This window comes from Pseudomonas guariconensis (assembly GCF_040822035.1).
In the GTDB taxonomy this organism is placed as follows: domain Bacteria; phylum Pseudomonadota; class Gammaproteobacteria; order Pseudomonadales; family Pseudomonadaceae; genus Aquipseudomonas; species Aquipseudomonas guariconensis.
Map to the genome: position 1 here is coordinate 5,099,199 of NZ_CP162012.1, position 20,307 is coordinate 5,119,505.

Sequence of the window (20,307 nt, forward strand, 5' to 3'; positions counted from 1 at the left end):
CACCGGCTCGAAGCCAAGCCTGTGGGGGCTGCGAACGGTTCAGACCGGCGCGCGGCGCAAGGTCGCCAGAAACGCCGCCGCACCGATGAACAGGCCGGCAAACGTGCGGTTCATGCGCTTTTGCTGCTTGGGCGTGCGCAGCAACCGCAGTACGCGGGCCGCCAGGCCGGTGTAGCCGGCCATGACCAGCATGTCCACGGTGATCATAGTGGCGGTGATGGCCAGGTACTGGGGTACCAGCGGCGCATGCGGATTGATGAACTGCGGCAACACCGCGAGCATGAACACCAGTGCCTTGGGGTTGCTGACGTTGACCAGGAAACCGCGGAACACCAGGCTCATCGGCTTGCCGATAGGCCGCACGCCCGAGGTGTCATTCATGTCCATGGGCAAGGCGCGCCACTGTTTGTAGGCCAGGTACACAAGGTAAGCGACGCCGAACCATTTGATGAGCTGGAAGGCGGTGGCCGAGGCGGCAAGGATGGCGCCCACACCGGCGGCGATCACGGCGATCTGCACGATCAGGCCCAGTTGCAGGCCCAGGGCATTCCAGTAGCCACGCCAGAACCCGTACTGCAGCCCGCTGGACATCGAGGCGATGGCCCCGGCACCCGGCGACAGGCTGATTACCCAGCACGCGGCAAAGAAGGCCAACCAGGTTTCCATCGACATCGCACACCTCGCTCTGACATATGTTGCAAAACGTAAAGCTAAGGGGTTGGTGAAAAAATCACCAGCGATTTTTCGTGGCTTCTGTCATCCCCACGAAGACACCAACACGGTCCAACGCGTCAATCCGCTTCGACCGGCTCGCCCTTCGACACCGTAGCCACTTCGGTCCCACGCCACCGGCGCACGGCTTTCTGGAAGAACTGACTGTTCGGCACCTGCACCAGCGCCCCGCCCGCCTCGGGCGTTTCCATCAGCGTGGTGTACAACAGGTTGATGGCAATCACCCGGCCCTTGACCCCCGGCTTGTCGAGGGTGTCCACCAGCTCTACCACATCACCGATACGGAACGGTCCGACGGTGAAGATCAGCACCGCGCACAGCAGGTTGGAGAGCACGCTCCAGATGGCGAAGAACGCCACCGCCGCCACCGCGACGAAGCCTGACAGCGCCGTCCACAGCACCGTGGCCGAAACGCCCAGACGCTCGAGCACGAACAACAGCGCACTGCCCATGATCAGCCAGCGCAGACCGCCACGCACCGGCACCAGCAGCTCGGGTGGCAGCGGATAGCGGTTACCCAGCCGACTCAGCCCACGAGCGATCACACGCTGCAAGATGAACGCGGCGATCAGGATCAGCAGGATCTGCAGCCCAAGCCAGAACGCGTCCATCCATTGCCCTGGCAGCAGCGAGCGCAGTTCCTCCATCAGGACAACGCCTCCAGCTCGGCTTGCATGGCCTCGAGGGTTTCCAGCGCTTGCATCCAGGCTTCTTCCAGCTCGCCCTCGCGCTGCTTGAGCTTGGTCTGACGCGCCAACAAGTCACGCAGTTCGTCCTTGCGGGACGCCTCGTACAGACCACCATCGACCAACGCCGTCTCGATCTCGGCCAATTGCCCATGCACTTGGTTCAGCTCGGCCTCGAGCTTCTCGGCGGCGCGCTTGTGCGGTGCCAGTTGCTGACGCAACGCGGCGGCGGCCTGACGCTGGGCCTTCTTGTCGGTCTTATCCGGGTTGGCCGGGGCATTGCTGACCGGCGCACTGCGTTGGCGATAGTCGATCAACCACCGGCTATAGTCGTCCAGGTCACCGTCGAAGGCTTCGACCTTGCCATCGGCCACCAGCAGGAAGTCGTTGGTGGTGCTCTTGAGCAGGTGTCGGTCGTGGGAAACCACCACCACCGCGCCGCTGAACTCCTGCAGGGCCATGGTCAGGGCCAGGCGCATCTCCAAGTCCAGGTGGTTGGTCGGCTCATCGAGCAACAGCAGGTTCGGACGCTCCCAGGCGATCAACGCCAGGGCCAGGCGCGCCTTTTCGCCGCCGGAGAAGTTCACCACCGGCTCGTCGACGCGGTTGCCGTGGAAATCGAACCCACCGAGGAAGTCACGCAGGGTCTGCTCACGTTCGGCCGGCGCAATGCGCTGCAAGTGCAGTAGGGGGCTGGCCTTGTCGTCCAGGGAGTCGAGCTGGTGCTGGGCGAAGTAGCCCACCGCCAGGTTCTCACCCCGCACCAGGCGCCCGGCGATGGGTTCGAGCTCACCAGCGAGGTTCTTGATCAGGGTCGACTTGCCGGCGCCGTTAGGGCCCAGCAGGCCGATGCGTGCACCGGGCGCCAGCTGCAGCTTGACCTTCTCCAGGATGGCCTTGTCGCCATAGCCCAGACGGCCTTCGGAAAGGTCCAGCAGCGGGTTGGAGATTTTCTCCGACTCGCGGAAAACGAAGTCGAACGGCGAGTCCACATGGGCGGCAGACAGCTCCTCCATGCGCTCCAGGGCCTTGATCCGGCTCTGCGCCTGACGGGCCTTGGTGGCCTGGGCGCGGAAGCGCGCGATGTACTTTTCCATGTGCGCGCGGCGGGCCTGCTGCTTCTCATAGGCCTGTTGCTGCTGTGCCAGACGCTCGGCACGGGTGCGTTCGAAGGCGCTGTAGCCACCTTTGTAGAGGTTGAGCTTGCGCTGCTCGACATGCAGCACATGGTCGACCACCGCATCCAGGAAGTCGCGGTCGTGGGAAATCAGCAGCAGCGTGCCGGGATAGCCCTTGAGCCAGTCCTCCAGCCAGAGGATGGCGTCCAGGTCCAAGTGGTTGGTGGGCTCGTCGAGCAGCAGCAGATCGGATGGACACATCAGGGCCTGTGCCAGGTTCAGGCGCATCCGCCAACCGCCGGAGAAGTCGCCGACGCGTCGGTCCATCTGCTCGGTGGTGAAGCCCAGACCTGCCAGCAGCTTGCGCGCGCGGGCATCGGCGGTGTAACCGTCGGCGCTGTCGAGCTCACTGTGCAGACGCGCTACGGCAGTGCCATCGTGGGCTGCCTCGGCGACAGCCAGGTCAGCCTGGATCTTGCGCAGGCGTACGTCGCCGTCGAGCACATAGTCCACCGCCAGGCGATCGAGGGTGTCGACCTCCTGGCGCATGTGGGCGATGCGCCAGTCGCCAGGCAGTTGGCAGTCGCCTGCATCGGGCGATAGCTCACCGCGCAGCAAGGCGAACAGGCTGGATTTTCCGGCACCGTTGGCGCCGATCAGGCCGGCCTTGTGACCGGCGTGCAGGGTCATCTCGGCGCCTTCTAGCAAGCGCTGCGGACCACGCTGTAAAGTGAGATTCGATAGTCTGATCATGATGGTCGCGGAGTCTATCAGCTTCCCTTCTGGGCACACAGGCCACCTTGACCACTGGCGAGTCCGAACATGCAGAACGAATTGTGGAATCACGCCCTGGCGCTGTATCGCCAGCCCGGGGTCGAAGCGGCCTGCCTTGCACTGCAAGGGGCAGGCGCGGATGTCTGTCTGCTGCTTTGCGGGACTTGGCTACAGGCCCGCCGTGTCGCACCCGATGCGATGCGCGCGGCTGCGCTACAAGCCATTGCCGGCCCATGGCAGCAACAGGTCATAGCTCCCCTGCGCGTGCTGCGCCAACAATGGCGCGAAGCGGCGCAAGGCGATGCGCAGTTGGCGTCACTGCGCGAGCAGGTGAAAGGATTGGAGCTGGAAGCGGAGCACATGTTGCTGGCGCGTTTGCAGGCGTGTGCGGGGCAATGGCCTGCGGACCCGAGCGGCCCGCCAGGCGATTGGCTGCAATGGCTGGTGCCCGAGCAAGCCCGTGGCCACGACGCGCTGAATCAGCTGCGCGCCGTGGCCAATGGGCGTCAGGAGGCCGACGGCGCCGACTGAGCCGGGGTGCTGGCCGGTGCTGGCGACGCGGCGGCAGGCGCTGCCGAGTTGGTCGCTGGCGCAGGGCTGCTGGTCACCGGTGCGGCAGGCTTGGCTTCTGCTGGCTTGCTGGCGGCAGGCTTGGCCGCAGCTGGTTTGGCCGGGGCCTTACGCGCAGCAGGCTTGGCAGCCGTGGTCTTGGTTGCGGCTGGTTTGGCGGTAGTCGCCTTGGCTGCGGCCGGTTTGGCTGCGGCGGGCTTGGCTGCAGGCTTGGCGACGGCAGGTTTGGCGGCAGTCGGCTTGGCGGCGGCTTTGGCAGCGGGCTTGGCGGCGGCGGTCTTGGTCGTAGCCGGCTTGGCGGTGGCCTTGGCAGCGGCAGGTTTTGCGGCAGGTTTTGCAGCCGCGGTACGGGCGGCAGCCGGCTTGGCGGCGGCTTTGGCTGGGGCCTTGGCCGCAGGCTTGGCAGCGGCTTTCGCCGGTGCCTTGGCCGCAGTCTTGGCAGCGGCTTTCACCGGGGCCTTGGCCGCAGGCTTGGCAGCGGCTTTCACCGGCGCCTTGGCAGCGGGCTTGGCGGCTGCGGTCCTGGCAGCGGCGGTTTTGGCGGTCGGTTTTGCGGCTGGTTTTGCAGTCGCCTTGGCAGCCGGACGGGCAACGGCTTTAGTCACTGCCGGCTTGGCAGGTGCCTTAGCGGCCGACGCGCGCTGGTCGAGCGCCTTGCTGGCAGCCTCGCGCACTTTGCCAACACCCTGGGCAAGTTTCAGGCTTTCCTGAGCGTCACGTTTAAGTTGTTGAATATAAGTGCGAGTTTGCGCCTGACGCTCCTTGAGCGAGTCGAGCAACTCCTCAAGTTCAGCGGACACTTTATGTGCCTTGTTCTGAGCCTTGGCTTTACCGGCCTTGGCGGCGTCCTGCAACTTCAGGCGTGCGTTGTGCAGTTTTTCCTGGGCTTTGCCGCGCTGTTTTTCCAACTTGGCCAGCAGTTTCTCGGCATCCGCCAGCGCTTGCGAGCAGGCATCTTCCAAATGTTCGAGCAGACTACCCGAAAGTTGCTGGAGCAGGTGCAACGGCGTACTGACTGGCTTCTTCTTGGCCGACATGGTTTACCTCCTGGCTGACGAGATTGCGGCTCATACTATGCTTCTGCTGCTACCGCCGCTAGGGCATGTGGACAGTATTATGAACGCCGCGTTGCATGCCTGGGCAAAGTTGTCATCTTGCAGCTCGGTGCAAGTGTAGTTGCCCAATAAAGTGTTGCTGATATTTACACATCTTTGGCCAACAAGGCTGGCATACTTTGCGCTCATCGCAGCAGGAGTTGACCGTGCCTCGTTATCTTATTCTCGGCCTGTGCCTGACAGCGCCTTTGGCCTGGGCCAACCCTGAAGCATCCCCCTCCAACCACGACCTGGCGTACAGCCTTGGCGCCAGCCTGGGTGAACGCCTGCGTGACGAAGTGCCCGGCCTTGAGCTCGACGCTTTGGTCGAGGGCCTGCGCCAGGCCTACCAGGGCCAGCCACTGAAGCTCGACAAGCCGCGCATGCAAGCCATTCTCCAGCAACACGAAGAACAAGCCAGCGCGGCCGCCGAACAGGCCCAGATTGATAAAAGCCTGGCAGCGGAGAAACGCTTCCTGGCCAACGAGCGGGCGCGGGCAGGTGTCCACGAGCTGCCAGAAGGCATTCTTTACAGCGAGCTGGCAAGCGGTACGGGCAACTCACCCAAAGCCGGTGGCAAGGTCCAGGTACGCTACGTAGGAAAGCTGCCGGACGGCTCGGTGTTCGACCAGAACCAGCAGCCCCAATGGTTCAACCTGGACTCGGTGATCGAAGGCTGGCAAGTGGCATTGCCGCACATGAAGGCAGGGGCGAAGTGGCGCCTGGTGATCCCGTCGGCACAAGCCTATGGAGCCGAAGGTGCGGGCGACCTGATCGCGCCCTACACCCCCTTGGTCTTTGAAATCGAACTGCTGGCGGTGGCCGACTGACGCCTGCCCTCAGGCCTGCACCGCGCCCTCTTCCTTGTGCGCGTTGTGCAGTACCTCGATCAGGCAGTCCTCGAGTTCGAAGCGCTCGTGCAACAGGCTGCCGAGTTCGCCCAATTTCTTGGAGAAGCGCTCGGGGTCCTTGCACTCGCCCTTTTCGCAATGGTCGTTAAAGGCCAGTGCAATCTGGGTGATGTCGTTGATTCGCGGGTTGATCTGCTCGGCGAGCTGCAGCGCACCCTCGTCACCGAACGCCTTGGCCTCGGTGACCAGTTGCTCACTCACTTCGAAATGCCACGCCGAAACGTAGTCGACGAGCACCGCGCAAAAATCACGGTTTTTGTCTTTGTCGGCGAAGGCCGGTTTGGCGTCGCGCAAGGCGCGAAAGGCCTGGACCAGCTCCGCTCGTTCCTGGAGCCAACGGTCGATCAGCTTGTGAACCCCACCCCAGCGTTCCTGAGCGTTCTGACAACTATCGAGCATGGCGATCTCTTCCCTTCTGGGTAGATGCCGCTGCACCTCGTGCGCTAATACCGCGGCACAAAGGTGACATCAGCAGGACGGCATCGAGCAGTTGTGTTTTCGGTAAGCGTGCTGCGAGATTATTCCCGCACGTGCTGGGCTTCAAGGTACGCAGTGGACAAAGTTCATACAAGCGTTTAATACCCTGGCAGGACACCGCTGGTCGTGCGATCCCATGACATTTGTCGTGGATCAACCTTTGCCGAGTTGGCGCATGCGGTAGCCCAGCAACCAGCTCAGCGGAAGGGCCGACAAAGACAGGAACGCCAGCAGACTCCACTCGGGCAAGGTCAGGTCAACGAAGCTCCAGGTCAGCGAGGTGCAGTCGGGGCCACCCAGTACCAGCATCTTCAACGCCTGCTCCCACGACTGCTCCAGCATCCACGCGAACGGCATCTGGCAGGCATCGACCGTCAGCCCCGCCCCTTGCAACCAGACATGCCTGGATGCCAGCAGCGCCCCACTCAACGAACAACCCAGCGCCAGCACCGCATAGTTGCGCTTGCCGACCATGCCCGGCGAATGCAACACCGCACACATACACACCCATGCGTACAACCCAAGCAGCAATCGCTGACTGAAACACAGGGAGCACGGCACCAGGCCAAGGGTGTTTTCGAGACAGAACGAGGCAAGCAGGACCGCCGCCGAGGCGAAACCGCCAATCAGAAAAAAGGTGCGCAAGCGGGCCGGCAGCATGAGCGAGAAGGTCCCGGATCAAAATGAAGTAGCCCGGAACGGTAGTGGAAAGAGGCGCTTTGTTTCAAGGCGCTACAGGAGAGACAACTCCCTGATTGAAAAAGGAAAGTCTGCAACTTCGAGTAGGAGATTTCCGAAGAGAGTTAGCGTAAATGCCGCCAACCTAACAGGAGAAGTTACAGCGCCAGGTACCCACGGCTCGGCGTGGGTACCTGGTTCGGTCAGGCTCGCACGCCCTCGGGCAGTGGCAAAGCCAAGAGTCGCTCGTCCAGCAGGCCCAGCCCCTCCTGGAATAACTGATTACTGCGTTCGGTCTCACCCAGCCCGGCCAACAGCCGGGCCAGCTCAGCACAGGCTTCCGGATTGCGCTCCATACGCAGGCTGCTTTCGAGGTAGTCCCGGGCCTTGCCCCACAGTCGGTTCTGCAGGCTCAGACGGCCCAGGGTGAGCAGCAGGCTTGGGTCCTGCGGGTGGTCCTTGAGCCAGCCTTCGGCCGTTTGCAGCTGTCGGGCCGGATCGTCGCCGCGCACCAGCCCATACAGACGGGCCAGGTGGCTTTCGTATTGACGCTTGAGCGCCGTGCGCAGCACCTGTTCGGCTTCGCCCTGGGCACCGAGCTGGCGCAGCTGCTCAGCGTAGGCCGATACCAATTGCGCCTCCTGGCGCTGCGCCGCCGTAAGCTGTTGCCAGGCCCGCTCCAAGGCTTGGCGGGCAGCTTGGGCATCTTCGCCGCGGGTCGCCGCCAGGCCGAGGTTCTGACCCCAGGCGCGTTGCTCCAGCTCGGCGAGTTCCTTGGCCGGCAGCACTTTGCCTTTGCGCAGCTCCGGCAGCAGACGGATCAACGCCGACCAGTCACCTTGCTCCAGATGCAGGCGGTACAACAGGCGCAGCACCTGGTTGTTGTGAGGGTGACGCTCCTGCATGGCCAGCAGGGTTTCATGGGCACCGCCAATGTCGCCGCGATCCATCTGCAATTGCGCATGGGTCAGGGCGATGGCCAACTCGGCCTGGGGCTGACGCTCCAGGGCGCGCTCGAGCAGACTGTCGCTGTCTTCGACACGCCCCAGCTCATTGGCGGCTCGGGCCGCGCCAAGGTAGTAAAGCAATGGCTGGCGCTCGGCCTCGGCAGCGCGGTGCAGGTGGCGCTGGGCACTCGCCCAACGGCCTTCGGCAAGGTCCAGTTGCCCCTGCTCGATAGCGATGCGTGTACGACGGCTGCGGTTGCGCCGCGACCAGGGGTTGACCACACCGCTCGAAGTCAGCACCAGACCGATCAAGTAACGCACCAGCCAGAGCACCACGACAATGGCGACCAGCGCTGCTAAGGCCGCCCACAGTCCGGACTGGTAGCGGAACCCACCGTAGGCGACCAATACATAGCCACTGTGCTTGGCGACTGCGATGCCCAGTGCCGCGGCTATCACGATCGCCAGCACCGCCAGCAGGTAGACGCGCTTCATGGCTTGCCCCCTTCGGCTTCCGCTGGCAGGTGGCGACGCTGGATGTACGCCTGCACCGCGGCCAGGCTCTCGGACAGGTCAGGAGTGACCACCGAGACCGGCTGTTCGGCCAGTTCGTTGAGGCTGGCGAGCATGGCCTTGCTCTGCGGGTTGTCGGCGTTGAAATTGGCCAGCAATACGCTGCGGGCATCGTCCAAGGCCTGTGTATAGACCTTCGCTTGGCCGTTGAGCGCCGCCCATTGTGCCTGCTCGATGGTCAGACTCAGCGCCAGACGCAGCTGGTTGAGCGATTGTCCGGACAACAGCGGCCGCACGTTCTCGTCGGCGTTGAACTCGATCTGGAAGTACTTGGAAATCTCCGCCCACCATTGGGAGAGGCGGCTGGCGCCATCGCCATCGGCCGTCAGGGCGCCCAGGGCATCGGCCTTGGTTTCGAACTCAGGCGATTGTGCACTGAGCTGCTGGACCAGCTCGCGCTGGGCTGCCAGCTTGAGGAACAGACCGGTGCGGTCCGGCTGCTCGGTGCTGTTCAGGGTGGCCAGGCTGCGCGCCAGTTGTTCTCGGGCAGCGAATGCCCCAGGGTCGCTTTGCTCGCGAAGAATCTCGTCCGCCCCTTCGACCAGGGCCTTGGCGCTGGCGATGTCCTGCAGCGCAGAAAGACGCAGTGTCGCCAGGCGCAGCAGGTGCTCGGCCTCGGCCAGGCGCCATTCCTTGCGGCTCTCGCCCAGAATGGTTTCCAGACGCTGGTTGAGGCGTTGCTGGTCGCCCTGCAACTGTGCCACCAGACGACGGCGGTCCTCCAGCTCGCTGGCCGCCGGCAGGGTGGCCAGTTGCGCGCTGATCTGCTGCTCGCGTTGTTGCAACGCCTCGGTGCGCTCGTTCAGGGCCTGCAGATGCTGGCCCTGGCCCTGCTCGCTGCCTTGCAGCTGACGGACCTGCCAGACACCCCAGCCACCGACGGCGACCCCTGCCGCGCCGAGCAGCAGGGCCAACAGTGCCAGGCCGTTGCCAGAGCGCTTGGCAGGCGTGGCGGAGGTGGATTCCGGCGTATCGGACGCCGTGGGTTGTTCGTTGTTGGACAAGACAGTTTCGCTCACGTATCCATCCTTTGCATGGGGGCGCGTCGCATTGAGCTTAGCGCCTTAGTCGGCAGGTGCAGTAGTTCGCTGCACGGCTGCCATCAAGGCCGCGGCATTGGCGCCACGGCAATCCACTATCTGTTGGGCGCCCAACGCCCTGGCTTGTTCGGCTACCCGCGGGCTCGGCACGAACAATGGCAGGCGCGCCAGGCGTGGCCAGTCGGCCCCCGCCAGCTGCAGCAGGTGCTCCAGCCCCTGCCCACTGCTGACCACCAGGCCATTCAGGCGTTCCGCCTCGATGCGGCGCAGCAGGGTGCCAGCCGGATACACCGGCAGGTTGCGTCGATACAGTTCCAGATAATCGACACTAGCACCTTGCTCTGCGAGACGCCCGGCCAGCAGTTCGCGACCTCCGACGCCCCTCACGATCAAAACGCGAGGGGTGGCGGCCCGGTTCATAGCCTCGCGCAGGTGCGGTAGCGCGAGCAAGGCCTCGCTGTCGTCACCTTGCGCCGAAAAGTCAACTTTCAAGCCCTGCGCCTGCAGCACTTGCGCCGTGGCCGCCCCCACAGTGAACCAACCTTCTCGCGGCGGCTGCAGGCCGGCCTGGCCCAACTGCTCGAGTAACAGGCGCGCGGCTGGCTTGCTGACCACGATGATCACCTGGTAACCGTGCAAGTCCGCCAGGTATTGGCGCTGCCCGGCCTGCAGCGCAACCGGTTCGATGGCCAGCAAAGGCAGGCTGCTGCTGGCGATCCCTGCCTGCGCGAGGCTTTGCGCCAGCGCCTGGCACTCCTCTTCGGGGCGGGTCAGCAGCAGGCGCCAAGGGCTCACGGGTGCCCAGCCTCGCCGTAGACCTCCTTGAGGATGGCCTCGGCCCCCTGGCCAAGCAGATCTTCAGCGACCTGCACACCCAAAGCCTCGGCCTGGCCACGCGGGCCGCGGGCTTCGGCCACCAGCAACGTGCCGCCGCTGGGCTGGCCGACCAGGCCACGCAGCCACAGTTGCTCGCCTTCAAGTACCGCGTAGCAGGCGATCGGCACCTGGCAACCGCCGTTCAGGCGTTTGTTCAGCGCCCGCTCGGCCACCACGCGATCGGCGGTGTCGGTGTGATGAAGCGGCGCCAGCAAGGCGTGGATCGCCTGGTCCGCACTGCGGCATTCGATGCCCACCGCGCCCTGGCCACCGGCGGGCAGGCTCTCGTCGACGCTGATGGTGGAACTGATGCGGTCTTCGAAACCAAGGCGGATCAAGCCAGCCGCGGCGAGGATGATGGCGTCGTACTCGCCAGCATCGAGCTTGGCCAGGCGGGTATTGACGTTGCCGCGCAGGAAGCGGATCTGCAGGTCCGGGCGTCGCGCGAGCAACTGAGCCTGGCGGCGCAGGCTGGAGGTACCGACGATACTGCCGGCCGGCAGCGCATCGAGGCTGGCGAAGGTATTGGATACGAACGCATCGCGTGGATCTTCGCGCTCGCAGATGCAGTACAGGCCCAAGCCTTCAGGGAAGTCCATGGGCACGTCCTTCATCGAATGCACGGCGATATCGGCCTCGTGCTCGAGCAGGGCGGTTTCCAGTTCCTTGACGAACAGGCCCTTGCCGCCGATCTTCGACAATGGCGAGTCGAGCAGCTTGTCACCGCGGCTGACCATGGGCACCAGGGTCACGACCAGGCCAGGATGGGCCTCTTCCAGGCGGGCTTTGACATATTCGGCCTGCCACAGGGCCAGGGCACTTTTACGGGTGGCAATGCGGATTTCACGAGTGGACATGGAACGCCCCGATCCAGTAGAAATGCCGCCGATGATAACAGCTCCGCCAGCGCACCTAGCAGATTCAGGTCATCACCCGGCCTTCCCTGGCCGACATCCGCCGGTTCAGAGCGTCTGCATCATCTTGCGCACACCCGCCACGTGGCGGCGACTGACTGTCAGCGCATCGCCGTCGAGCCCTTTGAGGAACAGCTGGAAGTGCCCAAGCGGCGTGCGTTGCAGGCGTTCGATACGCTCCCGGGCGACTAGGGCGTTGCGGTGGATGCGCACGAAGCGCTCGCCGAACTCGTCCTCCAGGGCTTTGAGCGGCTCGTCCAGCAAGACCTCCCCGGCCTCGTGGCGCAAGGTCACGTACTTGTGGTCGGCAATGAAATAGATCACCTGGGGCAAGGGAATCAGCTCGATACCCTTGCGGGTCCGCGCACTGATATGACTGCGCGGGCCGCCGCCTTCATTGGCCGGGCGGGTGAGCGCGGCGAGCTGGGCGCGGTTGGGTTTGTCGGCCTTGCGCAAGGCTTCGCGCAGGGCCTGAGGCTGGATGGGTTTGGTCACATGGCTGAGGGTGCTTTCCCGGAAAGCCTGGCTTCCGTACTCGTCGTCACCGGTACAGAACACCACCGCCGGTGGCGCTTCGCGCTCGCACAGCCGGGCGGCCACCTGAAGGCCATCCAGACCAGGCATGCCGATGTCCAACAGCACCACATCAGGCTTGAGGCTGTCGATCAAGGCCAGGGCCTCCTCGCCGTTGGTGGCACTGGGCTCCAGCACGGTGTAGCCCTCCAGCTCGCCAAGCATCCGGGTCAGGCGTTCACGGGCCAGGGGTTCGTCATCAACGATCAGGACATTCATAATTACGCTGGATTCCTGAGTGAGTCTCGCATGGGTATAGCGTAGACAAGGTGTAGGGCGACCGACACGCGGTCACGCTCTAGACCGATGCGACGGCCAAAGATTCACTGGCCCGGCAGATTCGCCGCCAGTCCTCTGTCCAACTGTAGACGGTCCGTGGAACACTGCCGTTCAATCGTTGAATATCCCCACACACCGATTCACCCCGGGCTTTGCGAGATTTCTCTCGACCAGCGCCCTGCGGCGCGCGCTCCAACCCTGTTATGATCGGCGCCACTTTTTCGTTCACGCCTTCAACGAGTGAATCCATGAGCACCGACAAGACCAATCAGTCCTGGGGCGGCCGCTTCAGTGAGCCCGTCGACGCCTTCGTCGCCCGTTTCACCGCCTCGGTCGATTTCGACAAGCGCCTCTACCGCCACGACATCATGGGTTCGATCGCCCACGCCACCATGCTGGCGCAGGTCGGCGTACTCACCGACGCCGAGCGCGATGCCATCATCGACGGCCTGAAGACCATCCAGGGCGAGATCGAAGCGGGCAGCTTCGACTGGCGCGTCGACCTGGAAGACGTGCACATGAACATCGAGGCCCGCCTGACCGACCGCATCGGCATCACCGGCAAGAAGCTGCACACCGGCCGCAGCCGCAACGACCAGGTGGCTACCGACATCCGCCTGTGGCTGCGCGACGAGATCGACCTGATCCTGGCCGAGATCACCCGCCTGCAGCAGGGCCTGCTGGAGCAGGCCGAGCGCGAAGCCGAGACCATCATGCCCGGCTTCACCCACCTGCAGACCGCGCAGCCGGTGACTTTCGGTCATCACCTGCTGGCCTGGTTCGAGATGCTCAGCCGCGACTACGAGCGCCTGGTCGACTGCCGCAAGCGCACCAACCGTATGCCGCTGGGCAGCGCCGCGCTGGCCGGCACCACCTACCCGATCGACCGTGAGCTGACCTGCAAGCTGCTGGGCTTCGAGGCCGTCGCCGGCAATTCGCTGGATGGCGTCTCGGACCGCGACTTCGCCATCGAATTCTGCGCCGCGGCGAGCCTGGCGATGATGCACCTGTCGCGCTTCTCCGAAGAGCTGGTGCTGTGGACCAGCGCGCAGTTCCAGTTCATCGACCTGCCCGACCGCTTCTGCACCGGCAGCTCGATCATGCCGCAAAAGAAGAACCCGGACGTCCCGGAGCTGGTGCGTGGCAAGAGCGGCCGCGTGTTCGGCGCCCTGACCGGCCTGCTGACCCTGATGAAAGGCCAGCCGCTGGCCTACAACAAGGACAACCAGGAAGACAAGGAGCCCCTGTTCGACGCCGCCGATACCCTGCGCGACTCCCTGCGCGCCTTCGCCGACATGATTCCTGCGATCAAGCCCAAGCACGCCATCATGCGTGAAGCGGCCCTGCGCGGCTTCTCCACTGCCACGGACCTCGCCGATTACCTGGTCCGTCGTGGCCTGCCGTTCCGTGACTGCCACGAGATCGTCGGTCACGCGGTGAAGTATGGCGTCGACACCGGCAAGGATCTGGCCGAGATGAGCCTGGACGAACTGCGCCAGTTCAGCGATCAAATCGAGCAGGATGTCTTCGCCGTGCTGACCCTGGAAGGCTCGGTCAATGCGCGCAACCACATTGGCGGCACCGCACCGGCCCAAGTACGTGCAGCCGTGGCCCGCGGCAAGGCGCTGCTGGCTTCGCGTTAAGCCGCTTCGCGAGGGTTTGCCCTCAGTCGCGGCAGTTCGGCGCCTCGATGAACTCACGCCCCCAGCGTTTTAGTGATTTCAGTGGGAGCGGGTTCATCGAGGTGCCGAACCGCCGCGAACACCGGCAAAGCCGGTGCCTTGCAGCACGATGGGTGATGAACCCGCTCCTCTTGGCCGCATACGGCCGCTACTTCTCTCAGCGCTTGCTGCGAACCATCTCCAGGAAAGCCGGCATCGCCGCCTCCTTGTCCGCCACGATCTTCGCCATGTGCGGGTTCGCCCCCAGCACCTCCAGCAATGCCTTGGCCTCGGGGAATTCGGCCAGGAAATCGACGTTCAGCACCTTCTTGCCCACTGCGCAGGCCAGGTCCACCGAGAAGCAGAACATCAGATCGGCCAGCGTCAACGTTTCGCCTGCCACGTAAGGGGCAAACTTGCCGTTGCGCTTGAGCGTGGCAAAACCGGCCAGCAGCTCGGTGCGGGCGCGCTCCTTGATCAGCGGCTCGACGGCCATACCGAAGAAAGCCTCGGAATAACAGGTCCGCGCCGGAAGCTCGATATACAGTTCGATTTCCTTGACCAGCTCCCGCACCTTGGCCTGTGCGAAGGCATCTGCCGGCAACAGCGGCTTACCGCTCTGGGTCTGCTCGATGTAATCGAGGATCACTGTGGTTTCGCTGAGAAAACCGTGCTCGGTCTCGAGCACCGGTACCTTGCCGCGGGGACTGATCGCCAGGGCTTGCGGGGTCTGATTGGGAACGAACAGCACCTCTTCGAATGGCAGGCCTTTCTCCAGCAAGGCCAGTTTGACCATGTTGTAGTAGTTGCTGACCGCGAATCCGTGAAGCTTGAGCATTGTTACAGCCTCCAGGCCGTGTGGGGATGGCCCGGCTTTTATAGACTCATCCCCAGGCTCTGACCAGCATCATCGACCCTATCGATGGCCAGGCATGGCCCGCGCAAGCATGGCAAACTGTGCATCCCACTCCAGGAGCACTGCCATGAGCGAGCCCAGCGACATCGACAACAACGAAGAGGAAGCCTTCGTAGAGGCAACCCTGACCCAGGCCATCGAGAACCAGATCGAAAGCGGCGAGCCGCCGGCAGCCAAGGCCACATTCAACAAACTGACCCTGGTCGGCTACGAACGCGAGGACATCCTCAACCTCATGGCCCATGTCCTGGCCATCGAGATCGACGCCATGCTCGACGAGGACCGCCCCTTCAATGGCGAGTGGTACGAGAACGCCTTGCGCGCCTTGCCCGAGCTGCCACCTGAAGCAGATCAAGGCGACGACGACGAAGCCTGACTACACTCCAGGATCAGGCACCGATCACGGTGCCTCCGTCCTTGTCTGGAAGTCAGGAGTCCCCATGTCCTTTACCCCCGAACTGATCGCTGAACTGGAAGTCCTCGCCCTGTTCAACCTGGATTCCCACCAGGAAGGCATCAAGGTCCACAGCAACGCTGCCCCTGCCCTGGTGGCCGCAGCCCGCCGCCTGTACGACAAGCAACTCACCGACCAGCCCGATGGTGGCTACCTGACCAGCCTGGGGCTGGATGCCGCCCAGAGCGTTCAGCAAGTGCTGACCATCCTCAAGGCCGCGCAGCCAGCCTGAGTCTTTCGCCGCCGTTACGTACAGCCCAATCCGCCCGACATGTCTGTCGGGACGGGTTTGGTTGTGAATGCGGCCTGCAATGACGGGGAAATGACGCCAAAAAACCCGTTTTTTTGCTTATCCGACCCCATCACTCAGGCTAAACTCGCCGGTGCTTCCCCTGGCCGTGTCCTTGAGTGTGCAATGAACAGCCCCCACGAAATCCGCCCCGACCTCGAGCAAGGCATCGACCGCAAGGAACTGGCGAAACTGCGTGCGCGCTTTCTGCACCTGAACCAAGGCCGCCTGGAGCGTGCGCGGGAAGGGCTCTCCACCCGCCAGCAACAGGTGCTGACCGCACTGCCCCTGCTGTTTCACGTCAACCACCCCGTGCTCCCAGGTTATGTCTCGGGCACGACGCCAGCGGGTGTCTCGGGCTTCGAGCCTGGCCCCGATCTGCTGGCCGAAGCCCAGCGCCTGGCCCGCTCCTTCACCTACAAACCCCGCCACGGCACGGCGCCGCAGGCGATCCACGGGCTTTTTCTGATGGGCAGCCTGGGCACGCTGGCCCAGGCCGAGCAGAGCGACATGGACCTGTGGGTATGTCACGCCCCAGGGTTACAGGATGACGAACTGGCCGAACTGCGGCGCAAATGCCAGCTTCTGGAAACCTGGGCCGCCAGCCAGGGCGCCGAGGCGCATTTCTTCCTCATCGAGCCCCAGGGGTTCGTCCAGGGCGAGCGCAATGGAGAGCTCAGCTCCGACGACTGCGGGACTACCCAGCATTACCTGCTGCTCGATGAGTTCTACCGCACCGCGATCTGGCTGGCCGGGCGCACACCACTGTGGTGGCTGGTGCCCGTGTACGAGGAACACAACTACCGGGCCTACACCCAGACCCTGCTGTCCAAACGGTTCATCCGCGCCGAGGACGACCTGGACCTCGGTCACCTGGCGCATATCCCGCCCGGCGAATTCGTCGGCGCCGGCTTGTGGCAGTTGTTCAAGGGGATCGACTCGCCCTACAAGTCATTGCTCAAACTGTTGCTCACCGAGGTCTATGCCAGCGAACACCCCGATGTGCGCTGCCTGAGCCTGGAATACAAGCAGGCGGTGTTCGCCAACCAGCTGGACCTTGACGCGCTGGACCCCTACGTGATGGTCTACCGGCGCATCGAGCAGTACCTGCAACAACGGGGTGAGTCCACCCGCCTGGAGCTGGTACGTCGTAGCCTGTACCTGAAAGTGAACAAGAAACTCAGCGAGCTCGGCCGCTCCCGCGCCAGCGGCTGGCAACGCCAGTTGCTCGCGCGTCTGACCAATGAGTGGGGCTGGGACGAACGCCAACTGGCCATGCTCGATACCCGTAGCCAATGGAAGGTACGCCAGGTAGCCGCGGAACGCCGTGAGCTGGTAGCCGAGCTCAACCACAGCTATCGCTTCCTCACCCAGTTCGCCCGCGACCAGAGCGCCAGCAGTCGTGCCGACCAACGCGACCTCAATGTGCTGGGTCGACGGCTATATGCGGCCTTCGAGCGCCGGGCCGGCAAGATCGAGGTGATCAACCCGGGTATCGCGCCGGACCTGGCCGAAGACACCCTGACCCTGGTCCAGTCGCCCAACCGCAAGGAGCCGGGCACCACCCATTGGGGCCTGTACAACGGCAACCTGGGCGTACACGAATGGGAGCACTTCAGCCCACTGAAGCGTTGCCGCGAGCTGCTAGAGCTGCTCACCTGGGCCCATCGCAATGGCGTGATCGACAACACCACGCGCCTGGCCTTGCACCCCGGCGACAGCGACCTGACCGACTTTGAGCTGTTCAATCTGCTGGGCAGCTTGCAACAGAGCATCCCGCTGCCACTGGGGACGGTCAGCGAAGTCCGCCTGCTGCAACCGAGCGTGGCCGATGAGGTCCTGCTGCTGGTCAACGTCGGCGTCGATCCGCTGCGTCATCATCGCGATCTGAACATCCTGATGACCACCGAACGCACCGACTCGCTGAGCTACGCCGGGGTGCGCGAAAACCTCGTCCTGACGCTCGATCAGGTCACCCTCAACAGTTGGAACGAGGTGCTGGTCCAGCGCTACGACGGCGAACACGCGCTGGTGCGCTGCCTGCGCGACTTCCTCAACAGCCTCGGCCAGCGCAATCAACGCCCCCGGCTACGGGTGCGCTGCTTCTGTCGCAATCGCGCCCAGGCCATCGCCCTGCGGGTCGAGGAAATCTTCGACACCGCTCAATTGCTGCTCGAGCAGAGGCTCAACCATCGCTACCTGCTGCAGGTGGCGCAGCACACCCATGTACTGGAACTGCAACCTGGACAAGTCACCCTGACCACCCTGCCCGATCATGACGCGGTACTGGGTTGCCTGGGCGAGGAGCGCGGCCAGTACAGCCCTCTGCACCTGGATGCCAACGCCTTGCAGGACCATGACCTGCCGCTGGTGCTGGAACAGGGCCGCCGCGATTGCCTGCAGGTGTTCTATCGCCTGCTGGAGGGGTGGGCCGACCTGTACGTGCTGGATGAATACAACGCCCTGTGGCATCAACGCCTACCGTTGCAGGACGAGGCACACTTGTTGCTGCCGCTGCAACGCTTCCTGCGCTCGGTCGTGGTGCGACACGATGCGCAGCTGCCGCTGGACAGCCTGCAGCAGGCGTCGCTGGAAATCCTTTACTACCAGTTGCTGCCATCAGGCCCTGGCAAGGCGCGCAGCCTCGAGCCACGGCCGTCACCGCGCGAAGGCATCGGCCAGCCCTACTACGAGGTTCAGGCGATCCTGCAGGCCGGGGCGGCAGACGAGATGCACATCACGCTCTATTGCAACCAACAGGAGTTCTCCGAGCTGGAGCATGGCGACCAGCTGTACGCCGTGGTCGCTCGGCAGATCCTGGGGCAACGCCGTGGCGCGGGCAGCTATCGGTGCTACATCACCGACCTGGACTTGTCCGAACTGCTAGGTGACGACCAAGGCTCCACCGCGCTTTATCTGCGCTACAAAACCGAGTTGGAGCGGGCGCTCAACGATGGCCTGGAGCAGTTGCAGGCGACCTTGGAGCCTTGATGCCTCCAGGGCGCGGACCGGGCCAAGAGCCTGGCGGTGGCACTTGCGTAGTATCGCGGGTGGACCCCGCTCCCACAGGGCCGACGTAGATCCTTGCGAGAGCGGGTCTACCCGCGAAAGTACCCGATCAGACAATGCAAGACGGTGAGCCCATCTGTGTGTCTCAGAGGTCGTAGTCGCCCGCAGCTTCCGGCTGGTACTCAACGGCCAGCAGCTTGAGCTTGAGCGTCTTGCCGCCCGGGGCTGGCCAGTCGATCTGGTCCCCGACCGACAGCCCCAGCAACGCACAACCGATCGGCGCCAGGATCGAGACGTTGCCTTCGGGGCCGGCATCCTTCGGGTAGACCAGGGTCAGGTGATAATCCTTGCCACTGGCTTCCTCGCGGCAGTGCACACGCGAGTTCATGGTCACCACACCGGCCGGGACGTCCTCGTGACCGACCACCTGATCGGCGCGGTCCAGCTCGTCCTGAAGGGCGAGCACACCCGGCGTACTTTCGTCGAGGCTGTCGATCAGGCGCTCGAGACGCTGTACGTCCAATCGGGTGAGGATGAGGGAAGGCTTGGTGCTCATGATCCAGTCAGACTCCTTTTTAACAGGCAGATAAAGCAAAACCCCGCCCAAGGGCGGGGTTTGTGAATGCTTTTGACGTCATCGACGCAAGCCCGACACTACCACAGCCGGACAAATACTCAAGCCCGGACCGTCAATGGCCGATGTGCTGCCCTCGCAGGGCCTGGGCTTCACGGCAGATCTGCCGGCGCCGTTCGTCGTCGGCCGAACGCCATTCGCGGATGTGCTCGACATGACGGAAACACCCGGTACAGACCCGGCGCTCGTCGAGCCGACACACGCTGATGCAAGGCGACGGCACCGCCGGGCTGACGTTACTGTAAAGCGGCTTGGGTGGCCGAGGTTGGTCGCTCATTCAGATCTCGTCGAAGTCCAGCTTCTCGCCGGCTCGCTCCCAGACGATACGCTCGAGCATCTCGCCCAGCAGCTCTTCGCTCTTCTCGCAGACCCACTTGCCGCTCTCTTCGTCGTAGTCGAAGTGGAATCCCCCGGAACGGTCGGCCAGCCAAAGCTGGCGCAGCGGCTCCTGGCGGCTGAAGATCAGCTGGCTGCCGCTGTCGAACTTGATGGTGAGCACCCCGGCGGAGTTCTCCATGTCCACGTCCAGGCCGCTCTCATCGAACAGGTCTTCCAGGGCCTGTTGGGTCGCGTCGACCAGATCGTGGAAACGCGCTTCGCTCAAACTCATTGCAGGTACCTCGAAATTGGCTGCTTACGGCAAGCCGGGCAAGATACGGGCGACTTGCCGGGAATGCAAAGCATCAAGCTATAAGCTTCGCGCTATAAGCTTCAAGCTTCGAGCGGGAAGCTGCAAGCGGCGGAAAAAAAGCTGAGCCTGCGTCGAACCGTACGTCCTTGTCAGTGAAGCTTGATCGGGCCGCCAGGCGGACCGGTCCTTGCATAGGCAATCCGGCAGGCGCTCGGTATACTCGGGCGCAATACTGCATATTTCAAAGGATTCGCCAATGAAGCGCCTGATTTCCTCCCTCGCGGCGCTGGTCGCGGTTGCCTGCCTCGTTTCGGCCTGCGGTCAGAAAGGCCCTCTGTACCTGCCGGAAGACGGCAAGGACGGCAAGGACGCCCGTAAATCGCACCAGCATCAAGCGGTCCAGCCGGCCGAGACGCTCGAGCCTGCCGAACCCGCCCAGCCAGAGTCGCAGCCCGCGCAGTACTAAGGAAA

At 63.8% G+C, this 20,307-nt stretch carries 22 protein-coding genes; 7 read left to right on the forward strand and 15 right to left on the reverse strand.

Going from position 1 to position 20,307, the window contains the following annotated elements; all coding sequences use genetic code 11:
- Positions 1 to 39 precede the first annotated feature (39 nt).
- The 3 genes from AB1N67_RS23695 to AB1N67_RS23705 all read right to left on the reverse strand — a co-directional run bounded on the left by AB1N67_RS23695 (position 40) and on the right by AB1N67_RS23705 (position 3,289).
- Positions 40 to 672, reverse strand: coding sequence for a LysE family transporter (locus AB1N67_RS23695; protein WP_090344276.1), 633 nt, complete (start codon positions 670 to 672; stop codon positions 40 to 42).
- A gap of 119 nt (positions 673 to 791) precedes the next feature.
- The gene (locus AB1N67_RS23700) at positions 792 to 1,379 is read right to left on the reverse strand and encodes a mechanosensitive ion channel family protein (RefSeq protein WP_070572070.1); all 588 of its coding nucleotides are present in this window, start codon (positions 1,377 to 1,379) and stop codon (positions 792 to 794) included.
- Positions 1,379 to 3,289, reverse strand: coding sequence for an ATP-binding cassette domain-containing protein (locus tag AB1N67_RS23705; RefSeq protein WP_367863432.1), 1,911 nt, complete (start codon positions 3,287 to 3,289; stop codon positions 1,379 to 1,381). Before AB1N67_RS23705 ends, AB1N67_RS23700 begins: the two co-directional genes overlap by 1 nt.
- A gap of 69 nt (positions 3,290 to 3,358) precedes the next feature.
- Here AB1N67_RS23705 and AB1N67_RS23710 point away from each other — a divergent pair, with 69 nt between their 5' ends.
- Positions 3,359 to 3,841 carry a TIGR02444 family protein gene (locus AB1N67_RS23710; protein WP_336201948.1) on the forward strand — a complete coding sequence of 161 codons (483 nt, stop codon included), beginning with the start codon at positions 3,359 to 3,361 and terminating at the stop codon, positions 3,839 to 3,841.
- On the opposite strand, the gene AB1N67_RS23715 is transcribed toward AB1N67_RS23710, so the two are convergent.
- Positions 3,817 to 4,917, reverse strand: coding sequence for an AlgP family protein (locus tag AB1N67_RS23715; protein ID WP_367863433.1), 1,101 nt, complete (start codon positions 4,915 to 4,917; stop codon positions 3,817 to 3,819). The two genes, AB1N67_RS23710 and AB1N67_RS23715, sit on opposite strands and share 25 nt — an antisense overlap.
- 224 nt (positions 4,918 to 5,141) lie before the next feature.
- On the opposite strand from AB1N67_RS23715, the gene AB1N67_RS23720 reads away from it, so the two are divergent.
- A complete protein-coding gene (locus AB1N67_RS23720; protein ID WP_043213379.1) occupies positions 5,142 to 5,804 on the forward strand; it encodes an FKBP-type peptidyl-prolyl cis-trans isomerase in 663 nt (220 codons plus the stop codon).
- 9 nt (positions 5,805 to 5,813) lie between these two features.
- On the opposite strand, the gene AB1N67_RS23725 is transcribed toward AB1N67_RS23720, so the two are convergent.
- The 7 genes from AB1N67_RS23725 to AB1N67_RS23755 form a co-directional block, all read right to left on the reverse strand.
- The gene (locus AB1N67_RS23725) at positions 5,814 to 6,284 is read right to left on the reverse strand and encodes an Rsd/AlgQ family anti-sigma factor (RefSeq protein ID WP_043213381.1); all 471 of its coding nucleotides are present in this window, start codon (positions 6,282 to 6,284) and stop codon (positions 5,814 to 5,816) included.
- A 231-nt stretch (positions 6,285 to 6,515) separates the two neighbouring features.
- The gene (locus AB1N67_RS23730; RefSeq protein WP_043213384.1) at positions 6,516 to 7,022 is read right to left on the reverse strand and encodes a disulfide bond formation protein B; all 507 of its coding nucleotides are present in this window, start codon (positions 7,020 to 7,022) and stop codon (positions 6,516 to 6,518) included.
- Positions 7,023 to 7,243: 221 nt separating this feature from the next.
- On the reverse strand, positions 7,244 to 8,482 hold the full coding sequence (locus tag AB1N67_RS23735) for a heme biosynthesis HemY N-terminal domain-containing protein (RefSeq protein ID WP_043213386.1): 1,239 nt from the start codon (positions 8,480 to 8,482) through the stop codon (positions 7,244 to 7,246).
- Entirely contained in the window at positions 8,479 to 9,579 is a 1,101-nt protein-coding gene (locus tag AB1N67_RS23740; protein ID WP_043213388.1) for a uroporphyrinogen-III C-methyltransferase, read from the reverse strand. The genes AB1N67_RS23735 and AB1N67_RS23740 overlap by 4 nt, the downstream gene beginning before the upstream one ends.
- A 45-nt stretch (positions 9,580 to 9,624) precedes the next feature.
- Positions 9,625 to 10,395: a uroporphyrinogen-III synthase gene (locus tag AB1N67_RS23745; protein ID WP_367863434.1), complete on the reverse strand. Its 771-nt coding sequence runs from the start codon at positions 10,393 to 10,395 to the stop codon at positions 9,625 to 9,627.
- Entirely contained in the window at positions 10,392 to 11,333 is a 942-nt protein-coding gene (gene hemC / locus AB1N67_RS23750) for a hydroxymethylbilane synthase (protein ID WP_043213392.1), read from the reverse strand. The genes AB1N67_RS23745 and hemC overlap by 4 nt, the downstream gene beginning before the upstream one ends.
- Before the next feature lie 105 nt (positions 11,334 to 11,438).
- Entirely contained in the window at positions 11,439 to 12,182 is a 744-nt protein-coding gene (locus AB1N67_RS23755; protein ID WP_043213393.1) for a LytTR family DNA-binding domain-containing protein, read from the reverse strand.
- 308 nt (positions 12,183 to 12,490) lie between these two features.
- Between AB1N67_RS23755 and argH the strand changes: the two genes are divergently transcribed.
- Entirely contained in the window at positions 12,491 to 13,885 is a 1,395-nt protein-coding gene (gene argH, locus AB1N67_RS23760; RefSeq protein ID WP_070572082.1) for an argininosuccinate lyase, read from the forward strand.
- A 196-nt stretch (positions 13,886 to 14,081) separates the two neighbouring features.
- On the opposite strand, the gene AB1N67_RS23765 is transcribed toward argH, so the two are convergent.
- A complete protein-coding gene (locus AB1N67_RS23765; RefSeq protein ID WP_317847720.1) occupies positions 14,082 to 14,741 on the reverse strand; it encodes a glutathione S-transferase in 660 nt (219 codons plus the stop codon).
- 145 nt (positions 14,742 to 14,886) lie between these two features.
- Between AB1N67_RS23765 and AB1N67_RS23770 the strand changes: the two genes are divergently transcribed.
- The 3 genes from AB1N67_RS23770 (at position 14,887) to AB1N67_RS23780 (ending at position 18,553) form a co-directional block, all read left to right on the forward strand.
- Entirely contained in the window at positions 14,887 to 15,195 is a 309-nt protein-coding gene (locus AB1N67_RS23770) for a hypothetical protein (RefSeq protein ID WP_043213398.1), read from the forward strand.
- Between the two features lie 64 nt (positions 15,196 to 15,259).
- Positions 15,260 to 15,505: a TIGR02647 family protein gene (locus AB1N67_RS23775; RefSeq protein WP_043213401.1), complete on the forward strand. Its 246-nt coding sequence runs from the start codon at positions 15,260 to 15,262 to the stop codon at positions 15,503 to 15,505.
- A gap of 183 nt (positions 15,506 to 15,688) precedes the next feature.
- Positions 15,689 to 18,553 carry a class I adenylate cyclase gene (locus tag AB1N67_RS23780; protein ID WP_332771011.1) on the forward strand — a complete coding sequence of 955 codons (2,865 nt, stop codon included), beginning with the start codon at positions 15,689 to 15,691 and terminating at the stop codon, positions 18,551 to 18,553.
- Positions 18,554 to 18,716: 163 nt separating this feature from the next.
- Here AB1N67_RS23780 and rnk read toward each other — a convergent pair whose 3' ends face one another.
- The 3 genes from rnk to cyaY all read right to left on the reverse strand — a co-directional run bounded on the left by rnk (position 18,717) and on the right by cyaY (position 19,815).
- The gene (rnk, locus tag AB1N67_RS23785) at positions 18,717 to 19,127 is read right to left on the reverse strand and encodes a nucleoside diphosphate kinase regulator (RefSeq protein ID WP_043213405.1); all 411 of its coding nucleotides are present in this window, start codon (positions 19,125 to 19,127) and stop codon (positions 18,717 to 18,719) included.
- A 133-nt stretch (positions 19,128 to 19,260) separates the two neighbouring features.
- Positions 19,261 to 19,482 carry a DUF1289 domain-containing protein gene (locus tag AB1N67_RS23790; protein WP_043213407.1) on the reverse strand — a complete coding sequence of 74 codons (222 nt, stop codon included), beginning with the start codon at positions 19,480 to 19,482 and terminating at the stop codon, positions 19,261 to 19,263.
- A complete protein-coding gene (gene cyaY, locus AB1N67_RS23795; RefSeq protein ID WP_043213409.1) occupies positions 19,483 to 19,815 on the reverse strand; it encodes an iron donor protein CyaY in 333 nt (110 codons plus the stop codon).
- A 277-nt stretch (positions 19,816 to 20,092) separates the two neighbouring features.
- Between cyaY and AB1N67_RS23800 the strand changes: the two genes are divergently transcribed.
- A complete protein-coding gene (locus AB1N67_RS23800; protein WP_367863435.1) occupies positions 20,093 to 20,302 on the forward strand; it encodes a lipoprotein in 210 nt (69 codons plus the stop codon).
- The last annotated feature ends 5 nt before the right edge of the window (positions 20,303 to 20,307 follow it).